A 22,729-nucleotide genomic window follows, 5' to 3' on the forward strand; every position below is an offset into this window, starting at 1 on the left:
AGCGACGCCGAGTTCGTAACAGGCAACATAGAAACCGCCGCCGCGGCGCTCGCGACGCAGACGAGCCCGAAGCTGCTGATTGTCGACGTCAGCGGCGTCGCTGATCCGGTCTCACGCATCGACGAGCTTGCCGAACGATGCGAACCCGATGTCGGCGTCATCGTGATTGGCGATCGCAACGATATTATCCTCTATCGCAACCTGAAGAACGCGGGGGTCGTTGAATATTTCTTTAAGCCGTTGGTGCGCGATGTTGTTAAACGGACTTGCAACAATGTTTTGACCGGGAACAACAAGCAGTCGACCCCGCGCGCGGCCAAGCTCATATTCGTGGTGGGCCTGCGCGGCGGCGTCGGGGCCACGACGATCGCGACCAATGCGGCGTGGTACTTGGCCGAAGTCCGGCAGCGCTGGGTTATGCTGGCCGACCTCGACCTTTACAGCGGAGACGCGGCGCTGCAGCTTGACGTCTCTCCCAGCCACGCGCTTCGCGAGGCGTTCGCGAAACCCGAGCGCGTCGACAAACTCTTCATCGAACGCGGACGGATCCATGCCGCCGAGCGCCTGGATTTGCTGGCTTCGCTGGAATCCCTCGGCGAACCCTTTACGATCGACGAGAGCGCTGTTCTGTCGCTGTTAGGCAAGTTGCAGCAGCGATATCGCTTTGTCTTCGTCGACCTGCCGGTTAGGGCGGCGATAGGGATAATACGGGTGCTGCACCAGCCAAGCACCTGTCTGCTTGTCAGCAACGGCAGTCTGGCGTCGGCGCGCGAAGTCGCCCGTTGGCGCGCGCGGATCGGAGCGAACACGCCCGAGCGCAGGACATTGCATATCCTCAACATGAGCGGCGCACCGGGTAGCCTGCCGAAAGCGGAATTTCTTCGCGCGGCCGGGCAGAGCCCCGACATCATCATTCCCTATGATCGCGAAATTGCGGTCGCTTCAAATCGCGGAATAACGGCGACGCAGAAATGCGCGTCGCTGAACCAGGGCATTGTGCGGCTGCTGCGCGACCTGATGGGAGAGCCCGAAGAGGCGCCGCGTTCGATGCTTAGCCGGATCTTTGGTTGAACATGGGCAGCTTTGGCCGAAAAAATACAAGTGACTCGCCGGCCTTGAACCCGGAGCAGGCGGCCTCGACGGAATTGGCGAGCGGAAACGGCGCTACAATCGCCGCGAGATCCAGTATAGCCGAGGCGAAGGAGCTCATCCGAGACCAGATCTTTATGCGTATCGAGCCCCTGGTCGCGGTGCGGATCAGCAAACAGGAGCTGGCGATCTTCGTCAACCAGCTGGTCGCCGAGATCGCGAATGAACGAAAATTTCTTCTGAACCATGATGAGCAGCACACGCTCGCGACGAGCATCGTTGACGAAATGGTCGGGCTCGGCCCAATCGAGCCGCTTCTGCGCGACCGGACCGTAGCCGATATCCTCATCAACGGACCGCGCATGATCTATGTAGAGCGGCGCGGGAAGCTTGAGCTGACAAAACTGCAGTTCCGAAGCGACGCTCATGTCCTGCACGTCGCCCAGCGCATCGCATCCTCGATCGGACGACGTATCGATGAATCCAGCCCCATGCTGGACGCCAGATTACAGGATGGAAGCCGCGTCAACGTCATTATCCCGCCGCTCAGCCTCAAGGGTCCTTGCGTATCGATCCGAAAGTTCTCGAAGACAACGTTGGACTTCAATAGTTTCATCGCAAGCGGCACGGTGTCGCCGGACCTTGCCCGGGCGCTTGAGATCGCGGCGCGCTGCCGCCTGAATATCATCGTCTCCGGCGGCACCGGCTCGGGCAAAACGACCATGCTCAATTCTCTTTCGCGCATGATCGACCAGGGCGAGCGCATCATCACCATAGAGGACGCGGCTGAACTTCAGCTCCAGCAGGCCCATGTTGTTCAATTGGAGACGCGGCCGCAGAACATCGAAGGGCGCGGCGAAATCAGCCAGCGCGACCTCATGCGCAACGCTCTCCGGATGCGGCCGGATCGCATCATCATGGGCGAGGTGCGTGGTTCGGAAGCATTTGATATGATGCAGGCAATGAACACGGGCCATAATGGCTCCATGTCGACGGTCCATTCGAACACGGCGCGGGACGCATTGGCGCGGATCGAGAACATGATCTTGATGGGCGTCGGCAACTTGCCGATAAGAGCGATTAGAGCTCAGATCTCGAGCGCGATCGACCTCGTGGTGCAAACCGAGCGTATGCGGGACGGCGTGCGCCGGGTCACCGAGGTCGTGGAGGTTGTCGGCCTCGAAGGGGATGTGATTACGCTCGGCACCTTGTTCAAGTACCAATTCCAGGGCGAAAACCCGGACGGCAGCCTCAAAGGATTCTTCGAAGCGACGCCGTGCCGGCCGCGGTTTCTTCCGCGCCTCGAATATTTCGGGTTGGGTGCGGCGTTTCTGGAGACGCTCGGCGTCAACGAAAAAACATTCGAGGAATAGACGCATGTCGCTTTTTGGCGCGTTGGCGATCACCACGCTTCTTTTCGGCGCCATGGCGATCGCCGTCGCCCTTGTTTTGAGCCGAAACGCAGCCGCGCAAATGTCCCGGCGTTTAAATCTCGTCGCCGCCGACGAAAACAGGCAATTGGAGGCCGACACGCTCGCCGAATTGGTGAAGGCGCAAACCAAGAAATTCGACGCGCAGGTTCGACGCATATTCACACTCGGAATCGAACGCACCTGGGCAATGCAAGCCAGCTCGCTCACGCTGGTCTTGTTGGCTCTCGTCTTGGCCGGCGGCGCGTGGGTGCTGTTTCACAATGTATTGGGCTTTTCGCAATTGCCTGCAGTGGGCATCAGCATTTTCGCGTCCTATTTTGGGCCGCGTCTCGTTCTGGTACGCAGGCAGCGGAAGACCGAGCGCCAATTCATGGATCTGTTTCCCGACGCGGTCGACACCGTCGCGCGGATGATCCGAGCGGGCCTGCCGATTACGGCGGCCGTGCGGACCATCGCCTCGGAGGCGGGGGCGCCCATCAGCACGGTCTTCGCAATGATTGCCGACGAGTTGAAGATCGGCGTTCCAATCGAACAGACGCTGGACGCCAGCAGCAAGCAAATTGGGCTGGCGGATTTCCGTTTTTTCGCGGTGGCCGTCGCGTTGCAATATTCGACCGGCGGCAACCTTATGGCGACGCTGGAGGCGCTTTCCCAAATCGTCAGGAAGCGCCGGGCGTTGCGCCTCAAGGCAAAGGCCGCGACCGGAGAAATTCGCATCACGGCCTACGCGCTTGGCGGAATACCGGTTCTGACTTCGGGAGCGCTATTTGTCTTGCAGCCCGGCTATTTGGCGCCCTTGTGGACGGATCCGCGCGGCCCTGTGATCCTCATGGCCGCGGGCGGCTTGCTGTTCCTGGCATATCTTTCAATGCGAATGATCATGCGCGGCGTGACGGCCGCATGAAAACGATCTGAGGAAATCCATGTCGGAGTCCCTGATTTGGCGATTTGCTACGGTTCAAGACCTGATGGCTCCATTGGGCATGCTTGCGCTTGTTATCGGCGGCGCGGCGCTGATCGGTTCGGGCCGCCGAACGCGCGCCGATCTGGTGGCGCAGCGTGTGGACAGGCTTCAATCATCCGCTATCGCAGCGCCGAGCAGCGACGAACCGGAGGCGCATCTGACAGCGGCGCGGGCGCCGCCTCTCCTCGCACTGAGCCTGTCGCCGGCGGAGCGGCGACAGGTCGTATGGCTCTTTTCCAAACTTCAGGCGCCAGCCGACCAAGCCCTTCTGTATTTCACGATCGCCCGGTTGGGTATTGCCGCAAGCTTCGGCGCGCTGACCCTGATATTTGTCGGGCGCCTTTCGATCGTGGCCGGTTCATTTTTGACGCCGCTCATGGCCGGGCTCGCGGCTACGGCAGTTGGCTGGATACTGCCCGCCATCTTCATTGCTTTTGGCGTGCGGCGTCGGACCAAAGCCGCGGCGGCGGGGCTTCCCGACGCGCTCGAGTTGCTGGTTGTGTGCGTGGAGGCCGGCCTCTCGCTCGAAGATGCGCTTCAGCGGGTCGCCCAAGAGCTCAAGAACTCTCAGCCGGCGCTGGCCGACGAGCTTACGTTGACGTGGGCTGAAATCAATATTCTGCCAAGCCGCGAACAAGCGCTCGCCAATCTCGCAGATCGCGTGAACGTCCCCACCGTCAAATCCATGGTCAGCATGATTTCACAGAGCATGCGCTACGGCACGCCGCTCGCCCAGTCGCTACGCGTCGGCGCGACGGAAATGCGCAACGACCAAATGACCCTGTTGGAAGAACGCGCTAACCGCCTGCCAGCGCTCATGACCATTCCTGTCATGCTTTTCATTATGCCGACGCTTTTTTTGATCGTAGGCGGGCCAGCGGCCCTGCGATTGATCGACATGTTCCGAAGCGGAGCGCATTAGATTGCATGAGATTCGCTTTCGGTTCCGAAATTCGAACGTGTTGCGTCGCTCACTGACAGCTTATCTCGCGCGTCCTCGTTTAAGGCGCGGCCGGAGGCGCTCAACTCAGCCCGTTATCAACGCAGTGCCGTGAAGCTCAAGCCGACTTCCACAAGAAACCGCCATAATTTTACCAGAGTTTAACTTTCTTCTGTCTTTTATTGACTTGCCGTTTTCGCCACTACGAAATACGAAGTATTCAAGTCTGCTCTCCTACATGAATGGCTAAGTTCGTGGTTCAGGCCGACGAAATTGTTCGGCCGACACTATCGGGGCGCTTTCGATCCAGCGCCGAATAGTAAATTTGCCGGCGGCTTCGCTCGAGCGGGCTGATCTTTCCTATTGGCGACGCGTCAACGAGAGCGCGTCGTTTCTTCAACCCACATTTTGTCGCGCAATCCATCTTGGGTCAGTGGTCTGAAGAGACCGGAAGGCAGCGGCGCATGTTGAACGGACCGAAGGACGTCAACCACGCCGCGCGCTGGCAGGCTGCGTCGACGGCGGATCTACGACTGCCGCGCGCGCAAATTACGGCGGCGTTCGCCGCGGCTATTTTAGCGACCGCCATGGGGTTGGCCGAAACTCAGCCAGCGAAGTCGCAGGCGGGGAGCACGATTCAATACGAGCCCGCGCAAGTGCGCCGCGTTGCGGTGACGCGCTACAAGTCCCGCACCTTCCGGATGGAGACGCCGTTTTCGTCGGCTGTGGTCGGTTCTGCTGATATCGCTGACGTCCTGCCCATGTCCGATCGCGTGATTTACATTCAGGGAAAGCGAGTCGGAACCACGAACGTGTCGATTTTCGACAAGGACAAGAAGCTGATCGGCGTAATCGACCTCGAAGTGACGCTCGATATCCAGAACATCGCGGCGAAAGTTCGGTCCGGCACGGATAGCCGCGGCATCCGGGTCTCCAGCAACAACGACCAGATCGTATTGAGCGGCGAAGCGAGAAACGCCGTGGATGCGGACCGGGCCGTGTCAATCGCCAAATCAATGGTCACGACCGCCGATGGAAAGCCGCCGGACGATCCCGGCAAATTCGTCATCAACGCCATGAGCGTCGCCGCCGCGCAACAGGTGTTGCTGAGAGTCCGATTCGTGGAAGTGAATCGCATAGCGGAGCGCGACATTGGGGTGAACTGGTTCGGCGCGGCAAATAAGACTCAAACCGCCGGCGTCAACACCGGAAACGGCATCGCCAGTCAAGTTGGCCAAAGCCTGACCCCGACGCCCGGCGGAATTCCTCTGTTCCAGACGTTAGCGACCCTCGTTCCGGGAGGGCTGGCGTCCACGGGCTCCTTGCCATTCGGCGTTGGCCTGATCAAACTCGCCGGCGGCAACGTCGACCTTCTTATCTCAGCCTTGGAAAAAAAAGGACAGGCGCGCCGGCTCGCGGAGCCGGACCTCATCGCGCTTTCCGGCGACACGGCCAGCTTTCTCGCGGGCGGCGAATATCCCGTGCCGTCTGTGCAGTCCTCCTCCGGAACCACCCCCGTAATCACCACGCAATACTATCCCTACGGCGTGCAGTTGACCTTCATTCCGACCGTTCTCGCCAATGGAATCATCAATCTGCGCCTGAATCCTTCCGTCAGCGAATTGGATTACAAGAATGTCGTGGTGACCGCTGGCTTCGCGATCCCGTCGATTACCAAGCGGGAAGCGCGCACCACCATCGAACTCCGCGATGGGCAGAGCTTCGCCATCGCGGGTCTTCTCCAATCGGACAGCACGCATGATGTGAACCAAATTCCGTGGCTCGGTTCGGTGCCGGTTCTCGGCGCCTTGTTCAGCAGCAAGTCCTACCAACAGAATGAGACCGATCTCGTGGTGATCGTCACGCCTCATCTCGTCGCGCCGGCGGCGCCGGGGCAGGTGGTCGCGACGCCCTTTGACAAAACCCTGCCAGCCAATGATGTCGACTTTTTCGTGATGGGGCGTCCGGAAGTTCGCAAGCAATATACCGACTATGTAACGTCGGGTGGAGGATTGACAGGTCCTTACGGCGATATAATGCCCCTTGAACCGAGGTAATGGAGCCCGCGATGCCGGAGAACGCGCATATTGCGAAACGAAGCGGCTTGATTGGGCTTATGATTGTGGCTGCGTGCAGCGGCGCGCGGGCCCAGGACGCCCGTGTGCAGTGTCATTGTTATGTCTTGCCTCCTGCCGGTCAAGCGATGCAGGACGATCCATTTTGGGATGAATTTGGTCATTATTTTCAACGGATCGATCGTGCGTCCGTCGTCTCTGGCGACGCCAGAGATGTGAACGCGGTCACTCACATCATCGACCCTTGGCCGCGCTATGTCGGCAACCGGCGCATTCCGGCAAACGGCCAGCGTATGGTCGGCGCGATCGACCGCTACCAGAATCCGAAGTTGCTCGGCGCCAAGGCGCCGACGCTGTCTCCGATCATTGTTCAAAGCCTGACCGGGAGCGGCGGCAGCGATTCCGGGTCCAGCGGCATGGGAGGCGGCGGCGGGCAATAAAGGCGCGTGGCGACCGTCCGCGACGCGGGCCGAGCGAGGTTTTCGCGACGGGATCAGCCCCGTCGCCAGTTCAGGGGCACACTCCACCAATGGCGCGCGTTACTCTGCCACTGACGGTCGGATTCACCGCCCTCCTGCTTGCGGGGTGCTTGCCTGGCGAAGAGCCGCCGGCTGCAAATGTCGACGCTGAACGGACCACTTTGTCCATTCAGAGACCGGGGGACGTGAATTATTACCCTTCGGACGAACCGTTGCGGCTTGGCCAGGAATTCTTCAATCGCGGGATTTACGGAACGGCGCAGCGGTATTTTCAGGATGCGGTGGAAAAAGCTCCAAAGGACCCGAAAGCGTGGATTGGACTTGCCGCCTCCTATGACCATTTGAGACGCTTCGATCTGGCCGACCGCGCATATGGCGAAGCGATAAAGCTCGCCGGGCCAACGACGCAAATCCTCAATAATCAGGGTTATTCCTATATGCTGCGCGGAAAATTGATCCTGGCCCGGGATAAATTCACGGAAGCTTTCCAGCTCGATCCGGATAACCCAACGATACAAAACAACATCAATCTGTTGAATTCGAGCTACAAGTTCATCCAGCGCGAGCCCTAACCGCGACGATCCGACGCGCCCGATGACGGGTCCATCGCGCCCAACCATCGGCTCCAGGCGGCAGGCTATGTCTATTGCGACGCGCGACATTCCCGCTGCGATTCCGGACCGGCCAGCCGCGGGCGTGGGAGTTCTGCTCGCATTCGTGGTCTCGCTATTTGCTTCAGCGTTCCTGCTGTTCTCGGTTCAGCCGATGGTTTCGCGCATGTTGTTGCCGAGACTGGGCGGCTCGCCGGCGGTCTGGAACATTTGCGTCTGCTTTTTCCAGGCGGCGCTGCTTCTGGGCTATTGCTATGCCCACTGGCTGGCCGCGTGGTCCCGGCGTCGCGGCCAGGTCGCGCTGCACGCGATCGTGCTTGCCGGAGCCCTCGCTCTCTTGCCATTGTCGCTTGGCGTCGATGCGCCGCCGGTCGGCTCGCAGCCGGCGACCTGGCTGCTGGCGCGGTTGATGCTGGCCGTCGGCGCGCCCTTCGTCGCTATCGCCGCCACCGCCCCGCTGTTGCAACACTGGTTTGCCCGAACCAGCCATTTGCAGGCGCGGGACCCTTATTTCCTGTATGTCGCCAGCAACGCCGGCAGTCTTCTGGCGCTTTTGGGCTATCCCGCACTCATCGAGACGACGCTCGGCCTGTCTGGCCAGGCGCAGCTGTGGTCCCTCGGCTTCGCCGCGACCGCTGCGGCGGTGCTGGCCTGCGGCGTCGTGGCCTTGCGTCGCGCCAGGCCTCCCGCCGCCCCGGCCGACGCGGAAACCGACGCGGCGGCGGCCATCACCGTCCTCCAAGGGCTGCGCTGGATGATTCTGGCGTTTGTTCCCTCGGCGTTGATGCTGGCCGTCACGACCTACATCACGACCGATATCGCCGCGACGCCACTCTTCTGGGTCGCCCCCCTCGCAATTTATATCCTGACCTTCATGCTCGCATTTTCGCAGCGCCCCCTGATCGGGCTGCGCGCTCTGCTGCCGCTACAGGGAATTGCGCTCGCCGCCGCCGCCCTGGCCGGCCTCAACGGGACGCCCACCGCCGCCGGGCTGATCCTCTCGCTTGTGGTTTTTGCTCTGACGTCGGCGGTTTGCCACACCGAGCTGGCGCAACGGCGCCCCAACGCACGTCGCCTGACCGGCTATTTTCTCCTGATCTCGATCGGCGGCGCGCTCGGCGGGTCGTTCAGCGCGCTTCTTGCGCCCGCGCTGTTCCGCGGCCCCTTTGAGTATCCTCTCCTTCTGATCGCCGCCTGTCTGTTGCGTCCGCCGCCGCCCCGATTGCCCACCGAGGCGCGGGAGAATTGGGCGATCCGCGGCGATTTGCTTCTCCCCGTTGTCCTTATGGGTGTAGCCGTCGCGCTGCTTTGGGCCGAGAGCGCAGCAGGACCGGAGTTCCTGCGCCCGGCCGCGCGCATTGCGGCCGTTGCGATCCCGGCAGCGGTGTTGCTGTGGTTCACAGGACGTCGCGTGCGGCTCGCAATGGCGCTCGCCGGTTGCCTGCTGCTTCCGATGTTTGTGGACGCCTCCGACACCTTGACGATCACGCGGAACTTCTTTGGCGTTCACCGCGTGCGCCGCGTACCGAGCGAAGACCTTATCGTGCTGCAGCACGGCACCACCGTTCATGGCATGCAGGGGACCCGCCCTGACGAGGAATTCACGCCGCTCGGCTATTATGACGCAGCCGGTCCGTTCGGCCAGATGTTCGCTGCGCTTGCTCGCCGCGGCGCGCCGATCGTTGCTGTCGGCGTGCTTGGCCTCGGGATCGGCGGCCTCGGTTGCTACGCGCATCCCGGCGAAGCCTGGACGTTCCGGGAAATCGATCCGGAGGTGGAGCGCCTGGCTCGCGACCAGCGCTGGTTCCACTTCATGGCCGGTTGCGGCAACCATCCCGCCGTCGTGCTCGGCGACGCTCGATTGACCCTCGCGGCCGACGCCAATGTCAAATACGATCTGCTGGTCATTGACGCTTTCAGCTCCGACAGCATCCCTATGCATCTGATCACCAGGGAGGCGCTTGCGCTTTATCTTTCGCGCCTGACAGCGAATGGAATCGTGCTGTTCCATGTGAGCAACCGCTACCTCGATTTGACGCCTGTGGTGGCCCGTCTCGCCGCTGACGCCGGCGCGCCCGCGCGCCATCTTTTTGCGCCGCCAATCGGAGCCGCGCTACGCAGCATCGGCGCCGAGGTTGTCGCCGTCGCGGCGCCCGGCGGCAATCTCGACTTTCTCGGCGACAGCTGGGACACGCCGAAGCCCGGCGCCGCGCTTTGGACGGACGAGCGCTCGAACATCCTTGGCGTTATTCGATGGCGCTGACCCGCCGCCGCGAAAACTGCGCTCGTCAGGCGGCGGGTTTGGCGTCGAGCCGCGCTCCCAAACGCGGTTCGATCCGCTCGTTCCGCAACAATTCGGCGGCGCGATCCGCCTGAACCGGTTCGCTGTAGTAGAACCCTTGCACTTTCGTCGGCGAGGGAGCGGACGTCAGCAGCGCGCGTTGCTTCTCCGTCTCCACCCCTTGGGCGACAACCTCGATGTTGAGCTCGCGGGCAATGCCGATGATCGCCCGCACCATCGCCAAACTGCCTGAATCATGCGTCGCAGCCTCCATCACCGAGCGCGGTATTTTCAGCCGGCTGACATGATAAGTCCTGAGATAGCAAAGCGATGAATATTGGGTTCCAAAATCGTCGATCGCGATCTGCACGCCGAGCTGCTGAAGACGGTCGAGCACATTGTTATGCATTAAAGTGACATGAGCCAGCATGGCTTCGGTCACATCGAGCTCCAACTCCTTCGGCTCAAGGCCCCATTTCGCCAGGGTTTGCATCACATCGTCAACGAACTTGTCTCCCGTCTTGAGCTGACCCAACGAGAGATTGACGGCGAGGGTTGACGGTGCGATTCCGGCTTTTCGCCAAGCATTCATTTGCTCGCAAGCATGATCGAGCACCCAATGTCCGAGCGCGATAGAGACGCCCGCCTTCTCTCCGATCGACATGAAATCAGCCGGCTTGAGGACGCCCCGACGCGGATGATTCCACCGGATCAGCGCTTCCATGCCGACGATTCGACTGGTGGCGAGCTCGAGTTGGGGCTGGTAGTACAGCTCCAGCTCGTTACGGTCGATCGCGCGCGCCAGATCGGCCCTGAGGGCGACTCGCTCGCGAGCCTCTTTGTCGAGTTCCTCGGAATGGAAGCGGAATTGATCCCGGCCTTCCTCTTTGGCGCGATAGAGAGCGAGATCGGCTTGCTCCAGCATCTCCTTCGGCCCCGACGACTCGGACGTATAGGAAGCAATGCCGATGCTGACGGTGATTTGCATTTCGCTTTCACCGAATCGATAGGGCGCCGTCAACAAGTCACGGATCGTCGCAGCCAACGCCGTAGCTCCCGAAGGGTCGGTTAACTCCGATTGAAGAATTGCGAACTCATCGCCGCCCAAACGCGCGGGAAGATCGGCTTCTCGGCAACCGCTCGTCAGGCGGTCGGCGACCGCCTTGAGCAGTAAATCGCCCATGCCATGGCCGAGCGTGTCGTTGACGTCCTTAAAGCGATCCAGATCGAGATAAAGAACGGCGAACGGGCTGGCGCCGCGCTTGGCGGCGGCGAAGGACTGCTGAAGACGGTCGAGAAATGTCGCCCGATTGGCCAGCCCGGTGAGGGAGTCGGTCCTCGCGAGCAAAGCAATCTTTTCCTGCGCCTCTTTGCGCTCCGTGATGTCGGTCATCGTGCCTTCGATTTCGAGCAGGCGCCCCGCAGAGTCGCGGACCGGCGTAGAATAACCCTCAACCCAGCGATAAACGCCGTCGCTCCTCCGAAGCCGGAATTCTAGCGACGCGGGCCCGCCGCCCTCCGTTGCTGCCGCCACGAGAGATTCCAGCACCTTTGCCGTGTCGTCTGGATGCTGGAGGGTCTTGTAGAGCTCTGGCGACTCGATCATCTCTGCTGGGTCATAGCCGAACTGGTCCACATTTTGTGAGACATAGATCATCGGCAGCGGGGGCTCGCCGCGCAGGCGAAACAGCACGGTCGGACTTCTCTCTATGATCGCGTTCGCGTTCTTGATTTGTGCAATGTAGCGCTCGCGCATCATCGAGCCGCCGATTAAATCCGCAACCGTCTGCAAGATGTCGACGTCGATTGACGTCCATTCACGCTCGGTTTTGCAATCGTCGAAGCCAATTCGTCCCCAGGGTGTTCCCTCGATGGTCATGGGCACGTCAAGCATCGTCACGATCCCAAAGCGCGTAAAGAGAGCCTTGGCGGCGCCGTCTTTCATGGCTCGCGCCAGACCGGTGACCGCTCGTCCTTCGCCGAGCGGCGCAAGCCAGGGGTCCATTTCGAGCTCGGCTGGCGCCATTTGAGCAAAGGAGCTCTGATCGAGCGGGTCTGGCGCGTTTGGGGAGCTCCAATAATAGCGGAGCACGGGAACAGGCTCTTTGCCCTCCTCGTGCTTGGTCTCGACGATGAGGACGCGGTCGACGCGCGCCGCTTCCCCAATCGTCTTGAGCACCTTGGGGATCGCGTCCTTGACCGTCGCGGCGGTCAGCAATTCGGCGGCTACGATTGAAACCGCGCGCAGGAGCTCGCTGCGCTGTTTCAGCGTATCGGCAGTACGCACCCGTTCGGTGACGTCGCGCACGATCGCGATGGAGCTCCAGGCGTCGCCCCGAGGGACCGCGGAGACCGAGAGATCGATGGGAAATTCCGAACCATCCTTGCGGAGGCCGTACAGTTCGACGGTTCTCCCCACGACTGCGCCTTCTCCGGTCTGGCTGAAGCGCGTCAACTCCGCGTGCGCTTTCGTCCGGTACCGTTCGGGGGTCAACAGCTGATGTACGCTGCGCCCCAGGATCTCTTTTTCCTTATAGCCGAAGATGCGCTCCGCGGCCGGGTTCCAGAAATTCACATTGCCTTCAACGTCAGCCTTGATAATGGCATCATGGGCGTTGTCGGTTACACGACGAAACCTCGCTTCGCTTTCGCGCAGATTCGTCACCAATCCCCGGAGACTCAAGTTGTTTCGTCGGGTAATCTCCACATAGGTCATGATCGCCGCGGTCAGAAGCAGTCCCATCGCGGCCACCAATACGGCGGGCTCGTGACCAGCCAGAAAGGTCGCGCCGGGGATCGGAGTGACAACCATCGTCCATCGCGCATCCGCAAGCGTGAGGTCGCCAATCCAATGCAATCCCGCTTCGAGTTCGCCGCGCGGCCTCGCCACAGCCGGCACGGAACGCAGCAGCGAGGAGCGTATATAGAACGGAAACTCGGTCAGACCGGCCCCCGCCTGAAAGAAGCTAATATCTACGCCCTGAGGCGATTTTTGGCCGCGAAGAATCTCGTCGATCAGCGCGCCGGGAGCAATCGCCACCCGAACGAAACCCACAAGGTTGCGGCGGCGATCTTGCGGCGTATCGTGCGGCAGGCCGAAGCCAAATTCGGGCGCGAGCAAAAAAACGACTGAGGGGCGGCCGGAATTGGCTTGCTTCATCGGCGCGGTCGCGGCGAGCGGCGCGCCGTCGAGGATGCGCTCCATGGCTTCTCGCTGAGCCGGGTCGGATTGGATGTCGAAACCAAAGTGCGGCGACGTCTCGCTCCGGTTGCGCGCAAAGAGGATCGGAAAATATTCGTCCTGCCCCGCGGCTGAAACGGGCCTCGCGTCAGGACCAAGGGTGTTGATGCGGTCGTCCCGGCGCAGGCGCGGCGCCCAGGCGATCTCCAATGACGTATCGAAGATCCCGTTCTCTGGGTCGGTGACGCGATCAAATTCAAGATGGGTCACCGCCTTGTCCGAAAGCTCGAACTGGCGCGCCACCGCCAGGATAATATGCTCAAGGTCAGTCAGCCCGTTCTGTAGCGCAAGACGGCGGTTTTCGCCGGAAAGCTCCAGTCCGGTCTGAACATTCTTGTCCTCCCAGTAATACGCCACCCTGAAACCAGCGCCGACCGACAAGATGACGCCGATCACGCCGATGATAAGAACCGGCAGGACACGCGCCGCCCATCGCGCGCCATATTGTCTTGTCGTTGTCAAGGCGCTCCGAACGCGGCGGCCAAATCCATAGGACGCATCAAGCCATCTCATGGGTTTCCTCCTTCGATCATTGCCGTGGGGCGGGGCGCTCTTCGTCGGCCTTGTCCGTCGATGGGGTCGGCTCGCCGCTCTCCGCCGCGGGCGCGAGCGCGCCCCGACGCAGCATTTCCGCGGCCTGCGCAGCCGGCGCCGGACGGCCAAAGTAGTAGCCCTGGATACGTCGGCATCTTGAGGCCATGAGAAATTCGGCCTGGCCCGCGGTCTCGACGCCTTCGGCGATGACTTCGATACCGAGTTCGCGCGCGAGTCCAATCGTCGCCCGCACGATGGTCGCGCTGCGCGGGTCAGAGGGCAGGCGACTGACGAATTCCCGCGCGATCTTGATGCGGTCGACGCGATAATCGCGCAAATATTCGAGCGAGGAATAGCCGGTGCCGAAGTCGTCGATCGCGATTCGCACGCCGAGCGCGCGCAAGCGATCAATCGCGCTGACTTGCGCCTGGACTGTTTGCATGAGCACGGTTTCGGTGAGCTCGAGCTCGATAGTCGTTGGATCAAAGCCGCCCACAGCGAGGGCCTGCGCCAGATGTTGTTCGAAATCGAATTCGACGGCAAGCTGCGCTGCGGAGAGATTGACCGCCATGATCGGTGGATTGATTCCTTCGGCGCGCCAGATCCGGAGCTGCCGGCACACCTCGGTCAACACCCATCGGCCAATTGGGGTGATCAATCCCATCTTCTCGGCAAGAGGGATGAAGAGGCCCGGCCCGAGCAGGCCGCGTGTGGGATGATTCCAGCGCAGCAACGCCTCAACCCCTGTGATGACGCCTGACGGCAATTCGACCTGCGGCTGGTAGTAGAGTTCGAGTTCGCCTCGCTCGATCGCCGCGTGAAGGTCCTCGATCACGCTCACACGGTCGCGCATGGCAAGATCGAGCGCCTCGGAATAGAAGCGGCACTGGTTGCGCCCCACATCCTTCGCTTCGTAAACTGCGACGTCCGCCTCTCTCATCAGATCTTCGGCCTTCGTCATCACGGATCGATAGATCGAGACGCCGATGCTTGTCGTGATATGAATCTCGGCCGCGCCGATATCGAAGGGCGCGGCCGTCAAACCGCAAATCGAGGTCGCGTAATTCGCAACCTCGGCGGGATCGGCAAGATTGGTGAGAACCACAGCAAACTTGTCGCCCCCAATGCGAGCAAACAGATCCCCCTCACGCAAACCGCCGCTCAGCCGCGCCGCCACCGCCTTCAGCAGCGCATCGCCAATCGAATGGCCGAGCGTCGCGTTGATATCCTTGAAGCGATCAAGATCGAGGTAAAGGAAGGCGAACGGATTGGCGCCGCGTTTCGCCGCCGCAAACACTTCCGAGAGCTCTTGCAGGAACGCCGCGCGATTGGGTAGACCGGTGAGGAGATCCGTGTAGGCTAAGCGAGTCATCTCCGTTTTGGCCATCCCGGCGGCGTCCGTCGTCGCCTCGAGAGTTTGCGCGCGGGTGATCGCGGCGGCGATAAGTTCTGCAAGCGCGCGAAGGGCGTCGCTGTCGACCGCCGACCACGCGCGTTCCGCGCTGCAATCGTCGACCCCTAGGGCTCCCCAGCATTTCCCTTCCACGAACACTGGCGCCACGAGAAATGAGAGAACGCCGCGGGAGTCGAGAAGACGCCTGGCGGGCTCATCGGCCTCCCGCGTAATAATCGCCTCAGTCTCTCCTTCGGAGAGAGACGCAAGCGAAAGAGATGAAACTTTGATTGCTGCGGGGCGCGAGGCAATTTGCGCTTCGAGCATCGGCGGAATACCCGGGGCGCTCCATCCGTAGCGCGCCGGCCTTAAAAGACTCGCATCGGTCGCGCTATCGCGCTCGTACAATTGGACGCGGCTCACGCCCATGGACCGGCCGGCAAGCTCAAGCAGTTTTGGGACCGATCGATCGAAATCCAAGGAACGCAGGAGTTCAGTGGCGCCAGCGGCGACAATCTTGAGGCTCTGGTTGGCCCGACGCAATTCGCTTTCGGCCAGCTTGCGCTCGGCGATTTCTTTTTCGACGTCGACCGTCCATGACTCCCTTGCGATTTTACGCCGAACGCGGGAGGCGATCCACCGATTGACGTTAAGGCCTGCAATCCCGACCAGCGCGGCGAATGCCGCCAGGAGAAGGGCTGCCGAGATTGATGTCGGATCAGATCGGATGAGGAAGGCAAGGATCACGGGCAGAACGGCCGGCGCGACAAAGGCGACAAGCGCAGGCAGATAGGCTGAATTGCTGATGACCGCGCCGGCCATCACGCCGGCCAACATAAGGGCTATGAAAGCATGATACGCCGGATCGGGCGTCAACAAGATAACCGATCCGGCTAGCGCCCAAAGGCAACCCGTCGCAGCGGCGCCGAAAACAAACCGACGGCCCCAGCCACCGGCTGCTTCAACTGACTGCAGCTCATGTTTGTAGCGCCAGCGGTCGAAGATTCGCGCTGAGATGACGATGCAGAATAGCCCAACCCATGCGGCGAGAACCCACGCCGGAAAAATCGGCTGCAATATGAAAGCGCAAAGCAAAGCCGCGACCGCATTGATCGCCAGGATCGCAGGCGTCCGGTAGAGGATCCGAACCTGTTCGCGGAGCGCCTCCATTTCCAGCGCGGCCGGATCGGATGCGCGTGACTGCTCCATCGTGACGTCTCCGCTATCCGCAGCATGACGTCTGTCGTCGACGCATATTCTCCGGCTCTAGGTCGCTTCAGCGGTGAAGCAACCTCCAAAACCAAACGCGCAGGCCCCGTCCGAGACGTTCGCCCGCGTTACATTGCGTGACTTCAGGCAGTTAAGACGGCAACCTGACTCAAGGCGCCTTCGGGATGAGTGGCTGCGAAAAGCTTCTTAATTAGCCTTAACGATAAATCATATATCTTTTAATCACACTTAACAATGCGAAACGACCCCTTACCGGCGTCGCCGTCAGCGCCCGGCGTCCTTGCCGCGATCGAGCCAGACGGTCATTCCGGGTTCAAACCCGTCCGTTGCCGAGACAGGCTCGGCGCGAAGCAGGAAGCTGTTGAGGTCATGGTCGCCGACCGCCCGCGCCGCGCGCCAGACCGCGAATTCGCCGAGCGGCCGCAGTTCGGCGACTTTCGTTTCGATACGCTCGCCTTTGGCGTCGCGCAGCCACAAGGGCGCGCCGATGGCGAGGCCGTCCAGCGCATCTTCCCGAATCGTGAAGGTGAACCACCGCTCGCGTCCGGCTTCCAGCGTCATGATCGGCTGGCCCGGCGCGATGACTTCGCCCGGCGTTCCGACGAGGAGCCGCACGGTCCCGTCGACGGGCGCGCGGATCGTCGTCTTCGAGAGCTTGGCCTCGAGATCGGCGAGGCTCGCCTCGGCGAGGCGCACCTTCGCGTCGGCCGAGGCGCGCTCTTCGGCCGTGGGGCCGGCCGTATCGCGGGCATAGATCGCGCGGCGTAGGACGAGAGCGGCCTGGGCCTTCTTGACCTCGGCGGCGCCCTCGTCGAATTTCTGCTGCGTCGCATAGTCCTTGCTCGCAAGCGCCTGCAATCGCGCGAATTGCTGCTGGGCGAGGGTCAGATTCGCCTCGGCGATGCGAACGCCCTCCGCTGCGATGTCCACCTGTTCCTTGCGCACCCCCGAATAGACATTGTTCCGCTCCGCCCGCGCATTGGCCGCCGCCGCCTTGGCCTCCACGACGGAGGCTTCGAGTTCGGGATTGCTGAGGCTCGCCAGAAGGTCGCCCTTGGCGACGCGCTGGCCGGCGACGACGCGCATTTCGGCAAGACGCCCATTGATCTCGGGGGCGATGCGGATCTCCGTCTCGCGCACGATCCCGAGCGGCTCCGCGGCGGATTTGGCGACCGGCCGGCTGCGATAGACCAGAGTGAAGGCGCCGCCGGCCAGAATGGCGAGGCCGACAAGCAAGGCCGGCCGCAGAGACGATCTACCGCTCATCGCGCATTCGCTCCCGGTTCAGAAGATGGGTCGCCGCCACGGTGAGCAGACCATAGACGGCGGCGAGAGCCCAGAGCGTCATCCAGTCGCGCGACACGTCGCGCAGGCTTGCGCCCATCTGGTTGATGCGGACAAGCCCGTCGATCGCCGACGTGCTTGGAAAAATCCGGCTCGCAATGCGGATGGCGTCGGGAATGGCTTCCTGCGGCCAGGAGACGCCGACCAGGAAAAAGAGAGGCAGGCTGGTCGCAACAAAAACCAGCACGGCGGTCTCCCGCCGCTTGAACCACAGGCCGGCGAATTGGGCGAGAAAGCTCACCGCCAGCAGGAAAGGCGCCGCGAAGAGGAAAAGAGCGAGCGGCTGGCCAAGCGTCGAAAAGCCGTAAAAGCGCGGCAGGATGATGAGATAGAGGATGACGCCGGGCATCGCGAGGCAAAGATGCGCCAGCGCCTGGCCGAGGATGAAGCGCGCGCCGCCGCGCTGGCGCCGCGCCTCGCGTCCGCCGCGCGCAAAGGCGACGCCGCCCAAGGTCGCGACGCCCATGAGCAGCGTCTGCTGCAGGATCAGCACGAAGGCCGCGGGAACGACATAGCTGGCATAGCCGCCCGTCGGATTGAACAGCGGCTCCGAGACGACCTCGACCGGGGAGCTTCGGATCAGCGCCGTATGGGCGAGGCTCCCGTCGGCGCGCGCGCCGCCCGAGGCGATCTGCTGGCTGACCGCGCCGGCGGCTTCGGAAATGCCCTGCAGCGTTCGATTGTAAAGGAGGAAATAGGCGGAATCGACATAAGCGGCGATGCGGGAAGGATTGCCTTTCAGGATCTCCCGCTGCGCGCCTTCCGGAATTTCGAGGATCGCGAAGACCTCGCGTTTGGCCAGCAGGGCCTGCGCGTCGGCCAAGGTGTCGGCGCGCGCCGCGACTTTGACGGCCTCGTCCGCGTTCAAGGTCGAGACAAGCTCCCGGCCGAGCTCGGTTCCGTCCTGGTCGACGACCGCAATCGGTATGTTGCGCAGCACCTGACCGAGATAGGGCTGCGGATAGAACAGGCCGTAAATGACCGGCGCCAGCACGATCAGGCTGAAAGCGCCGCTGTCGCCGAGAACGCGGCGCCATTCGGCGACCATCGCCGTGCCGACGCCGCTGTGCGGATCGATTTCGATTGCGGGCGTCTCTTTGGCGCGGCGCAGCGGGGCCTTGGCGGTCGCCCGCAGGCGCAGCCAGGCGAGCATGAACGCAACGCCGGCGATGCCGGCGAGGATGGCGAAGGGTTGCGCCGAGACTGACGTCGGCAAGCCGCGCGCCGCCTGATCGAACAGGATCTGAATGTACCAGCGCAGCGGCAGCAGCGAGCCCCAGACGCGGGCAAAATCGCCCATGCCGAACAAGGGGAAGCCGACGCCGGCGAAACCGAAAGCCGGAGAACAGAAGATGGCGGTGAGGCTCAGCCCGATTGCAAGATTGCGGACGAGCAGCTGAAGCAGCGCTCCGATGGAAAGATAGGCGATGACGAGAAGACAGGCGGAGGCGCCCATCATCAGAGAATCGCCGCGGAAAGGGATCTGGTAGAGGCCGTGGATGATGACGGCGACGAGGACCATCATCAAAATGAAGACGCCGAACAGCGGCGCGAGCTTGCCGACGAGCGCGGCGAGCGGGCTGCCGCCCGCCGCCCGGAGCCACGCCCGCGGATTGCGGGACGAAAACTCCGAGCCGACGGCGTAACCGCCGGCGATGGCGACGACGACATGCAACACCGTAGGCAGCACGGCGCGCAGCAGGAATTGCGCGAAATTCAGCGCCGGATTGGTGAGGACATATTGCTCGGCGACGAGAGCGCCCGGCCTGTATCCGGCGGCGGGGCCTGTCGCCGGCAAAAGCGTCGCTGTCGCCGCGTCGATCGCCTTGGCAATCGCGCTTGCGGCGTTGTTGCCTGGGGTGAAGAACTGCCTGTTATAGAAGACCATGATCTGGGGGCGTTTGCGCGCCAGAAAATCGCGCTCAAAATCCGGCGGGATGTAGACGGCGGCGATGGCGGCGCCGGAGCGTATCGCATGCATTGCGCTCGTCAGGTCGCCCGATCGCTCGGCGACGGTTACGACCGGCGCGGAGGTCACCGCCTGCACATAGATGCGCGACGTCGCCGTCCGATCGGCGTCGACGACGCTGACCCTGAGATCGCGGACAACGGCGTTGCTGAAGGTCGCGGCGAGCAGCGCGAAGGCGAACAGCGGCACGCCAATCACAAGGAAAAGCGCGACCTTGTCCCGCGCCATCCAGCGCAGTTCGCGCGTCGCGACGGCGAGTACGCCCGGCGCGGCGAGGCGCTTCATCGCCGCCCGGCCGGCGCTTCGGCGTAGACGCTCATGCCCGGCCGAAGCTCCGGAATCGGCGCGACGGGATAGGCGCGCACCTCGAAGGTGCGGAGGTCGAAATCGCCCGTCGCGCGCGTCGCCCGCCAGCCCGCATATTCGCCCTTGGCCGCGATGACCTTGATTTCCGCTTCGATCTTGCGGTCTCCCAGCGCGGGCGCGCGCATCTCGAAGCGATCGCCGAGCTTGAGATTCTTGACAAGATCCTCGCGGAGGTCGAAACGCAGCCAGAGGTCGCCGAGATCGACGAGGGACAGCAAGGGCGCGCCGGGCGAGACATATTCGCCGAGCTCCGCCCCGATCTGATAGACCTGCGCTGCGATCGGAGCCTTGACGACCAGCTCGTCGACCTGCGCCTTGATCGTTTCGATCGACGCCTTGGCCTTTTCGACATTGGCGCGCGAGACGGCGCGCTCCTCCGCCGTATAGCCGGCGACGGCTTCGTCATAGGCGAGTTTCGCCTGGTCGGAACCCCGTTGCGCGACCAGCAGCGAATTGGTGACCTCGTCAAGACGCTGGAGCGGCGCGTTGCCGTGTCCGGCAAGCTCCTTCACGCGATCGTAAGTCCGCTGGGCGAGGGTCATGTCGGCGGCGGCGCTATCGACGGCGGCCTTGCGTTGCGCGACCACTTCGGCGCGGGTGCCGACCTCGATGCGCGCGAATTCGGCGGTGGCGACGGCCAAAGCGGCCTCGGCCTCGCGCAGCTTGGTCAAGAGCTGCGGATTGTCGATCTCGATCAGCAATTGGCCCGCGGCGACATTCTCGCCCCGCGAGACCGGACGGCTGGCGACCCTTCCGTCGACGCGGGCGGCGATGTCGATGCGCGTCGCCGCCGCCTCGCCCTGAATGACGAGCGGCTGCGGCTGCGCCAGATACCAGAGCGACAGGCCAACGACGGTCGTGACGATGAGAGCGACGATGATGGCTGGGCCCCGGGCGGCGGATTTTGCCGCGCCGCTATCGCTCGCCTTGAGGCCGCTTGGCGGCGAATTCGAATCCCGCGGCGGCGCGGGAGAGGACGACGTCTCGATAGCGTCGGCGTTATGATGAGGGACCGCCATTCAATTCCTTCCGTTGGTCGCCATATGCCGAAACCAAGGCGGGGAAGCGTCGATCTTCACAATTTCCGTGAAGAGGCCCGGCGCAAAACAGAGGGGCTCGCGCTCGTCTCATGTTGGATGTCGCGCAGCTTGTCAACGGTAGAGAAACAACGGTTGCGATTGCTTCCCGCGGGACCCTGACCCATTCGAACGGGAGAGTCCCTGCTCTTTCCCGGTAGAGGCCTCCACGCGCGAGGTCGCCGCCGCCTCGCAAACCCGCCATGGCGGCGTCGTCAATATGTCGCACTTTCGCTCCGCCGCCGCGCGTCGTGCGCTCGACCGGAAAAACCGGTAGATTGCAGCGCCCTGGACAAACGCATCCGGAACAGCGGGTCGAGGGCTGGCGCCGCGGGAGGCAAGCGAGGAAATGGTGAGAATAAGAACGATCGATTTGAATCTCCTGCGCGTCTTCGAAGCCGTGATGCGACATCGCAGTGTGATACGGGCAAGCCGCGAACTCGGCGTCACCGCGTCCGCCGTAAGCCACGCCTTGTCACGCTTGCGGCAGGCGCTCGGCGACGAGCTGTTCATTTCCGGCGAGGCCGGCATGGAGCCAACCGCGCGGGCGCTCGAACTCGAGCCCGCCATACGCGACGGGCTTGAACGAATCGATCATGCCGTCGGCGCGCAGCCGTTTGTGCCGACGGACGCTTTTCGGACCTTCCGCATTGCCGCCACCGACTACGTCGCCGTCGCGATTCTTCCGCAGCTGGTCGGCCGACTGGCCGAAGTCGCGCCGCAGATCGACCTGCGAATTTTTCCGTTCAACCGCACCGACGTCGTCCGGCATCTCGACGAGGGCCGCATCGATTTCGTCATGGGCTGGTTTGGCGATCTTCCCGACCGCATGCGCCGCGCCACCATCGTCGTCGAGAAGGAGGCGATGGTGGTGCGGACGGGGCATCCCTTGACCGAAGGTCCCCTCACCAAGGAGCGGCTTTTCTCTTTTCCGCATATCGTCGTCGAGCTAATCGGAACCGAGGAAGCCGCGGTCGACGGATTTTTTGACGATCGCGGCGTGTGGCGGCGCGTCTGGATCGAACGCCTGTTGATCGAGGCCGACGCCGATCAAGGGGAGGTCGGCCGCGTAGCTGTGTCGGTCCCCCACTATGCGGCCGTCCCGCCCATGGTTCGCGTCAGCGATATGGTCGCCACATTGCCGAGCGCGCTCGCCCGCGCGGCCGTGGAGCAAGGCTCGCTCGTCATGCTCGATCTTCCTTACGAACCTCTGGCGGTGCCGGTCGAGATGGTTTGGCATCAGCGGACGGAACGCGATGAGGGGTCCCAGTGGCTGCTCGGCGAATTGATCAGCGCCGTCAAACCGGCGGCCGTCGGCTGAGCGTCCCGCGGCCCCGCCTCGGGCGTAAACAATGCGGCATGAAGCTTGTTCACGAGCCGCGTGAGAAAATATCAGCGCATCGCCTCCTTGACCTCCTTTGTCGAAGCGGAGACTGTAGCGTGGCAGATGACGAGGGGAACGTGTGATCGGGCCTGATCAAGCGTTGACTTCGTCATCTCAATAAGAACAACCATTTGGAACGGCTGTTGTGTCATTGCAGCGCGTCGGACAGCTGGCCCCGGCGCGCTACAGGCATGCGATCTTTTATCCGCCCTGTGGTTTTCCCGGACCATGCCGGCGGACCCGGCGTAGCGATAGGGTCTGATGCTTTCGACAATCCTGTGATTGTTATCAAAGTGACAGCTCTGTGACGCCGCCGGCTT

General features: G+C 62.5%; 14 protein-coding genes. 9 read left to right on the top strand and 5 right to left on the bottom strand.

Features of this window, described 5'->3' with window-relative positions; translation table 11 throughout:
- Positions 1–162 precede the first annotated feature (162 nt).
- The 8 genes from MSIL_RS13700 to MSIL_RS13735 all read left to right on the top strand — a co-directional run bounded on the left by MSIL_RS13700 (position 163) and on the right by MSIL_RS13735 (position 9,854).
- Positions 163–1,071: a CpaE/TadZ family protein gene (locus MSIL_RS13700; RefSeq protein ID WP_244406134.1), complete on the top strand. Its 909-nt coding sequence runs from the start codon at positions 163–165 to the stop codon at positions 1,069–1,071.
- A 155-nt stretch (positions 1,072–1,226) separates the two neighbouring features.
- The gene (locus tag MSIL_RS13705; RefSeq protein ID WP_244406135.1) at positions 1,227–2,462 is read left to right on the top strand and encodes a TadA family conjugal transfer-associated ATPase; all 1,236 of its coding nucleotides are present in this window, start codon (positions 1,227–1,229) and stop codon (positions 2,460–2,462) included.
- A 145-nt stretch (positions 2,463–2,607) separates the two neighbouring features.
- The gene (locus tag MSIL_RS13710; protein ID WP_244406136.1) at positions 2,608–3,426 is read left to right on the top strand and encodes a type II secretion system F family protein; all 819 of its coding nucleotides are present in this window, start codon (positions 2,608–2,610) and stop codon (positions 3,424–3,426) included.
- 19 nt (positions 3,427–3,445) lie between these two features.
- The gene (locus tag MSIL_RS13715; protein WP_012591685.1) at positions 3,446–4,408 is read left to right on the top strand and encodes a type II secretion system F family protein; all 963 of its coding nucleotides are present in this window, start codon (positions 3,446–3,448) and stop codon (positions 4,406–4,408) included.
- Between the two features lie 482 nt (positions 4,409–4,890).
- The gene (locus MSIL_RS13720; protein WP_012591686.1) at positions 4,891–6,483 is read left to right on the top strand and encodes a type II and III secretion system protein family protein; all 1,593 of its coding nucleotides are present in this window, start codon (positions 4,891–4,893) and stop codon (positions 6,481–6,483) included.
- 11 nt (positions 6,484–6,494) lie between these two features.
- Positions 6,495–6,941 carry a hypothetical protein gene (locus tag MSIL_RS13725; protein WP_012591687.1) on the top strand — a complete coding sequence of 149 codons (447 nt, stop codon included), beginning with the start codon at positions 6,495–6,497 and terminating at the stop codon, positions 6,939–6,941.
- Between the two features lie 89 nt (positions 6,942–7,030).
- The gene (locus MSIL_RS13730) at positions 7,031–7,552 is read left to right on the top strand and encodes a tetratricopeptide repeat protein (protein WP_012591688.1); all 522 of its coding nucleotides are present in this window, start codon (positions 7,031–7,033) and stop codon (positions 7,550–7,552) included.
- A gap of 67 nt (positions 7,553–7,619) precedes the next feature.
- On the top strand, positions 7,620–9,854 hold the full coding sequence (locus tag MSIL_RS13735) for a spermidine synthase (RefSeq protein WP_012591689.1): 2,235 nt from the start codon (positions 7,620–7,622) through the stop codon (positions 9,852–9,854).
- Between the two features lie 25 nt (positions 9,855–9,879).
- Here the strand turns inward: MSIL_RS13735 and MSIL_RS20255 are convergent, their stop codons facing one another.
- From MSIL_RS20255 to MSIL_RS13760, 5 genes are all read right to left on the bottom strand, one after another.
- A complete protein-coding gene (locus MSIL_RS20255; protein WP_012591690.1) occupies positions 9,880–13,626 on the bottom strand; it encodes a bifunctional diguanylate cyclase/phosphodiesterase in 3,747 nt (1,248 codons plus the stop codon).
- A gap of 16 nt (positions 13,627–13,642) precedes the next feature.
- Positions 13,643–16,249, bottom strand: coding sequence for a putative bifunctional diguanylate cyclase/phosphodiesterase (locus tag MSIL_RS20260; protein ID WP_012591691.1), 2,607 nt, complete (start codon positions 16,247–16,249; stop codon positions 13,643–13,645).
- 285 nt (positions 16,250–16,534) lie between these two features.
- The gene (locus MSIL_RS13750; protein ID WP_012591692.1) at positions 16,535–17,536 is read right to left on the bottom strand and encodes an HlyD family secretion protein; all 1,002 of its coding nucleotides are present in this window, start codon (positions 17,534–17,536) and stop codon (positions 16,535–16,537) included.
- Positions 17,526–19,868, bottom strand: coding sequence for an ABC transporter permease (locus tag MSIL_RS13755; protein WP_012591693.1), 2,343 nt, complete (start codon positions 19,866–19,868; stop codon positions 17,526–17,528). The genes MSIL_RS13750 and MSIL_RS13755 overlap by 11 nt, the downstream gene beginning before the upstream one ends.
- Entirely contained in the window at positions 19,865–20,968 is a 1,104-nt protein-coding gene (locus MSIL_RS13760; protein WP_012591694.1) for an HlyD family secretion protein, read from the bottom strand. Before MSIL_RS13760 ends, MSIL_RS13755 begins: the two co-directional genes overlap by 4 nt.
- Positions 20,969–21,374: 406 nt before the next feature.
- Between MSIL_RS13760 and MSIL_RS13765 the strand changes: the two genes are divergently transcribed.
- Positions 21,375–22,346 (top strand): LysR family transcriptional regulator, encoded by a 972-nt coding sequence (locus MSIL_RS13765; protein WP_012591695.1) that lies wholly within the window; start codon positions 21,375–21,377, stop codon positions 22,344–22,346.
- Positions 22,347–22,729: the final 383 nt, after the last annotated feature.

It is taken from the genome of Methylocella silvestris BL2 (genome assembly GCF_000021745.1).
GTDB classification, from domain to species: domain Bacteria; phylum Pseudomonadota; class Alphaproteobacteria; order Rhizobiales; family Beijerinckiaceae; genus Methylocapsa; species Methylocapsa silvestris.

Excerpts from the sequence above, each read along its gene's own strand:
- MSIL_RS13720 (WP_012591686.1), top strand. The coding sequence starts at position 4,891 with ATGTTGAACGGACCGAAGGACGTCAACCACGCCGCGCGCTGGCAGGCT.
- MSIL_RS13730 (WP_012591688.1), top strand. The coding sequence starts at position 7,031 with ATGGCGCGCGTTACTCTGCCACTGACGGTCGGATTCACCGCCCTCCTG.
- MSIL_RS13765 (WP_012591695.1), top strand. The coding sequence starts at position 21,375 with ATGGTGAGAATAAGAACGATCGATTTGAATCTCCTGCGCGTCTTCGAA.
- MSIL_RS13725 (WP_012591687.1), top strand. The coding sequence starts at position 6,495 with ATGCCGGAGAACGCGCATATTGCGAAACGAAGCGGCTTGATTGGGCTT.
- MSIL_RS13750 (WP_012591692.1), bottom strand. The coding sequence starts at position 17,536 with ATGAGCGGTAGATCGTCTCTGCGGCCGGCCTTGCTTGTCGGCCTCGCC.
- MSIL_RS13755 (WP_012591693.1), bottom strand. The coding sequence starts at position 19,868 with ATGAAGCGCCTCGCCGCGCCGGGCGTACTCGCCGTCGCGACGCGCGAA.
- MSIL_RS13760 (WP_012591694.1), bottom strand. The coding sequence starts at position 20,968 with ATGGCGGTCCCTCATCATAACGCCGACGCTATCGAGACGTCGTCCTCT.
- MSIL_RS20255 (WP_012591690.1), bottom strand. The coding sequence starts at position 13,626 with ATGAGATGGCTTGATGCGTCCTATGGATTTGGCCGCCGCGTTCGGAGC.
- MSIL_RS13715 (WP_012591685.1), top strand. The coding sequence starts at position 3,446 with ATGTCGGAGTCCCTGATTTGGCGATTTGCTACGGTTCAAGACCTGATG.
- MSIL_RS13735 (WP_012591689.1), top strand. The coding sequence starts at position 7,620 with ATGTCTATTGCGACGCGCGACATTCCCGCTGCGATTCCGGACCGGCCA.
- MSIL_RS20260 (WP_012591691.1), bottom strand. The coding sequence starts at position 16,249 with ATGGAGCAGTCACGCGCATCCGATCCGGCCGCGCTGGAAATGGAGGCG.
- MSIL_RS13705 (WP_244406135.1), top strand. The coding sequence starts at position 1,227 with ATGCGTATCGAGCCCCTGGTCGCGGTGCGGATCAGCAAACAGGAGCTG.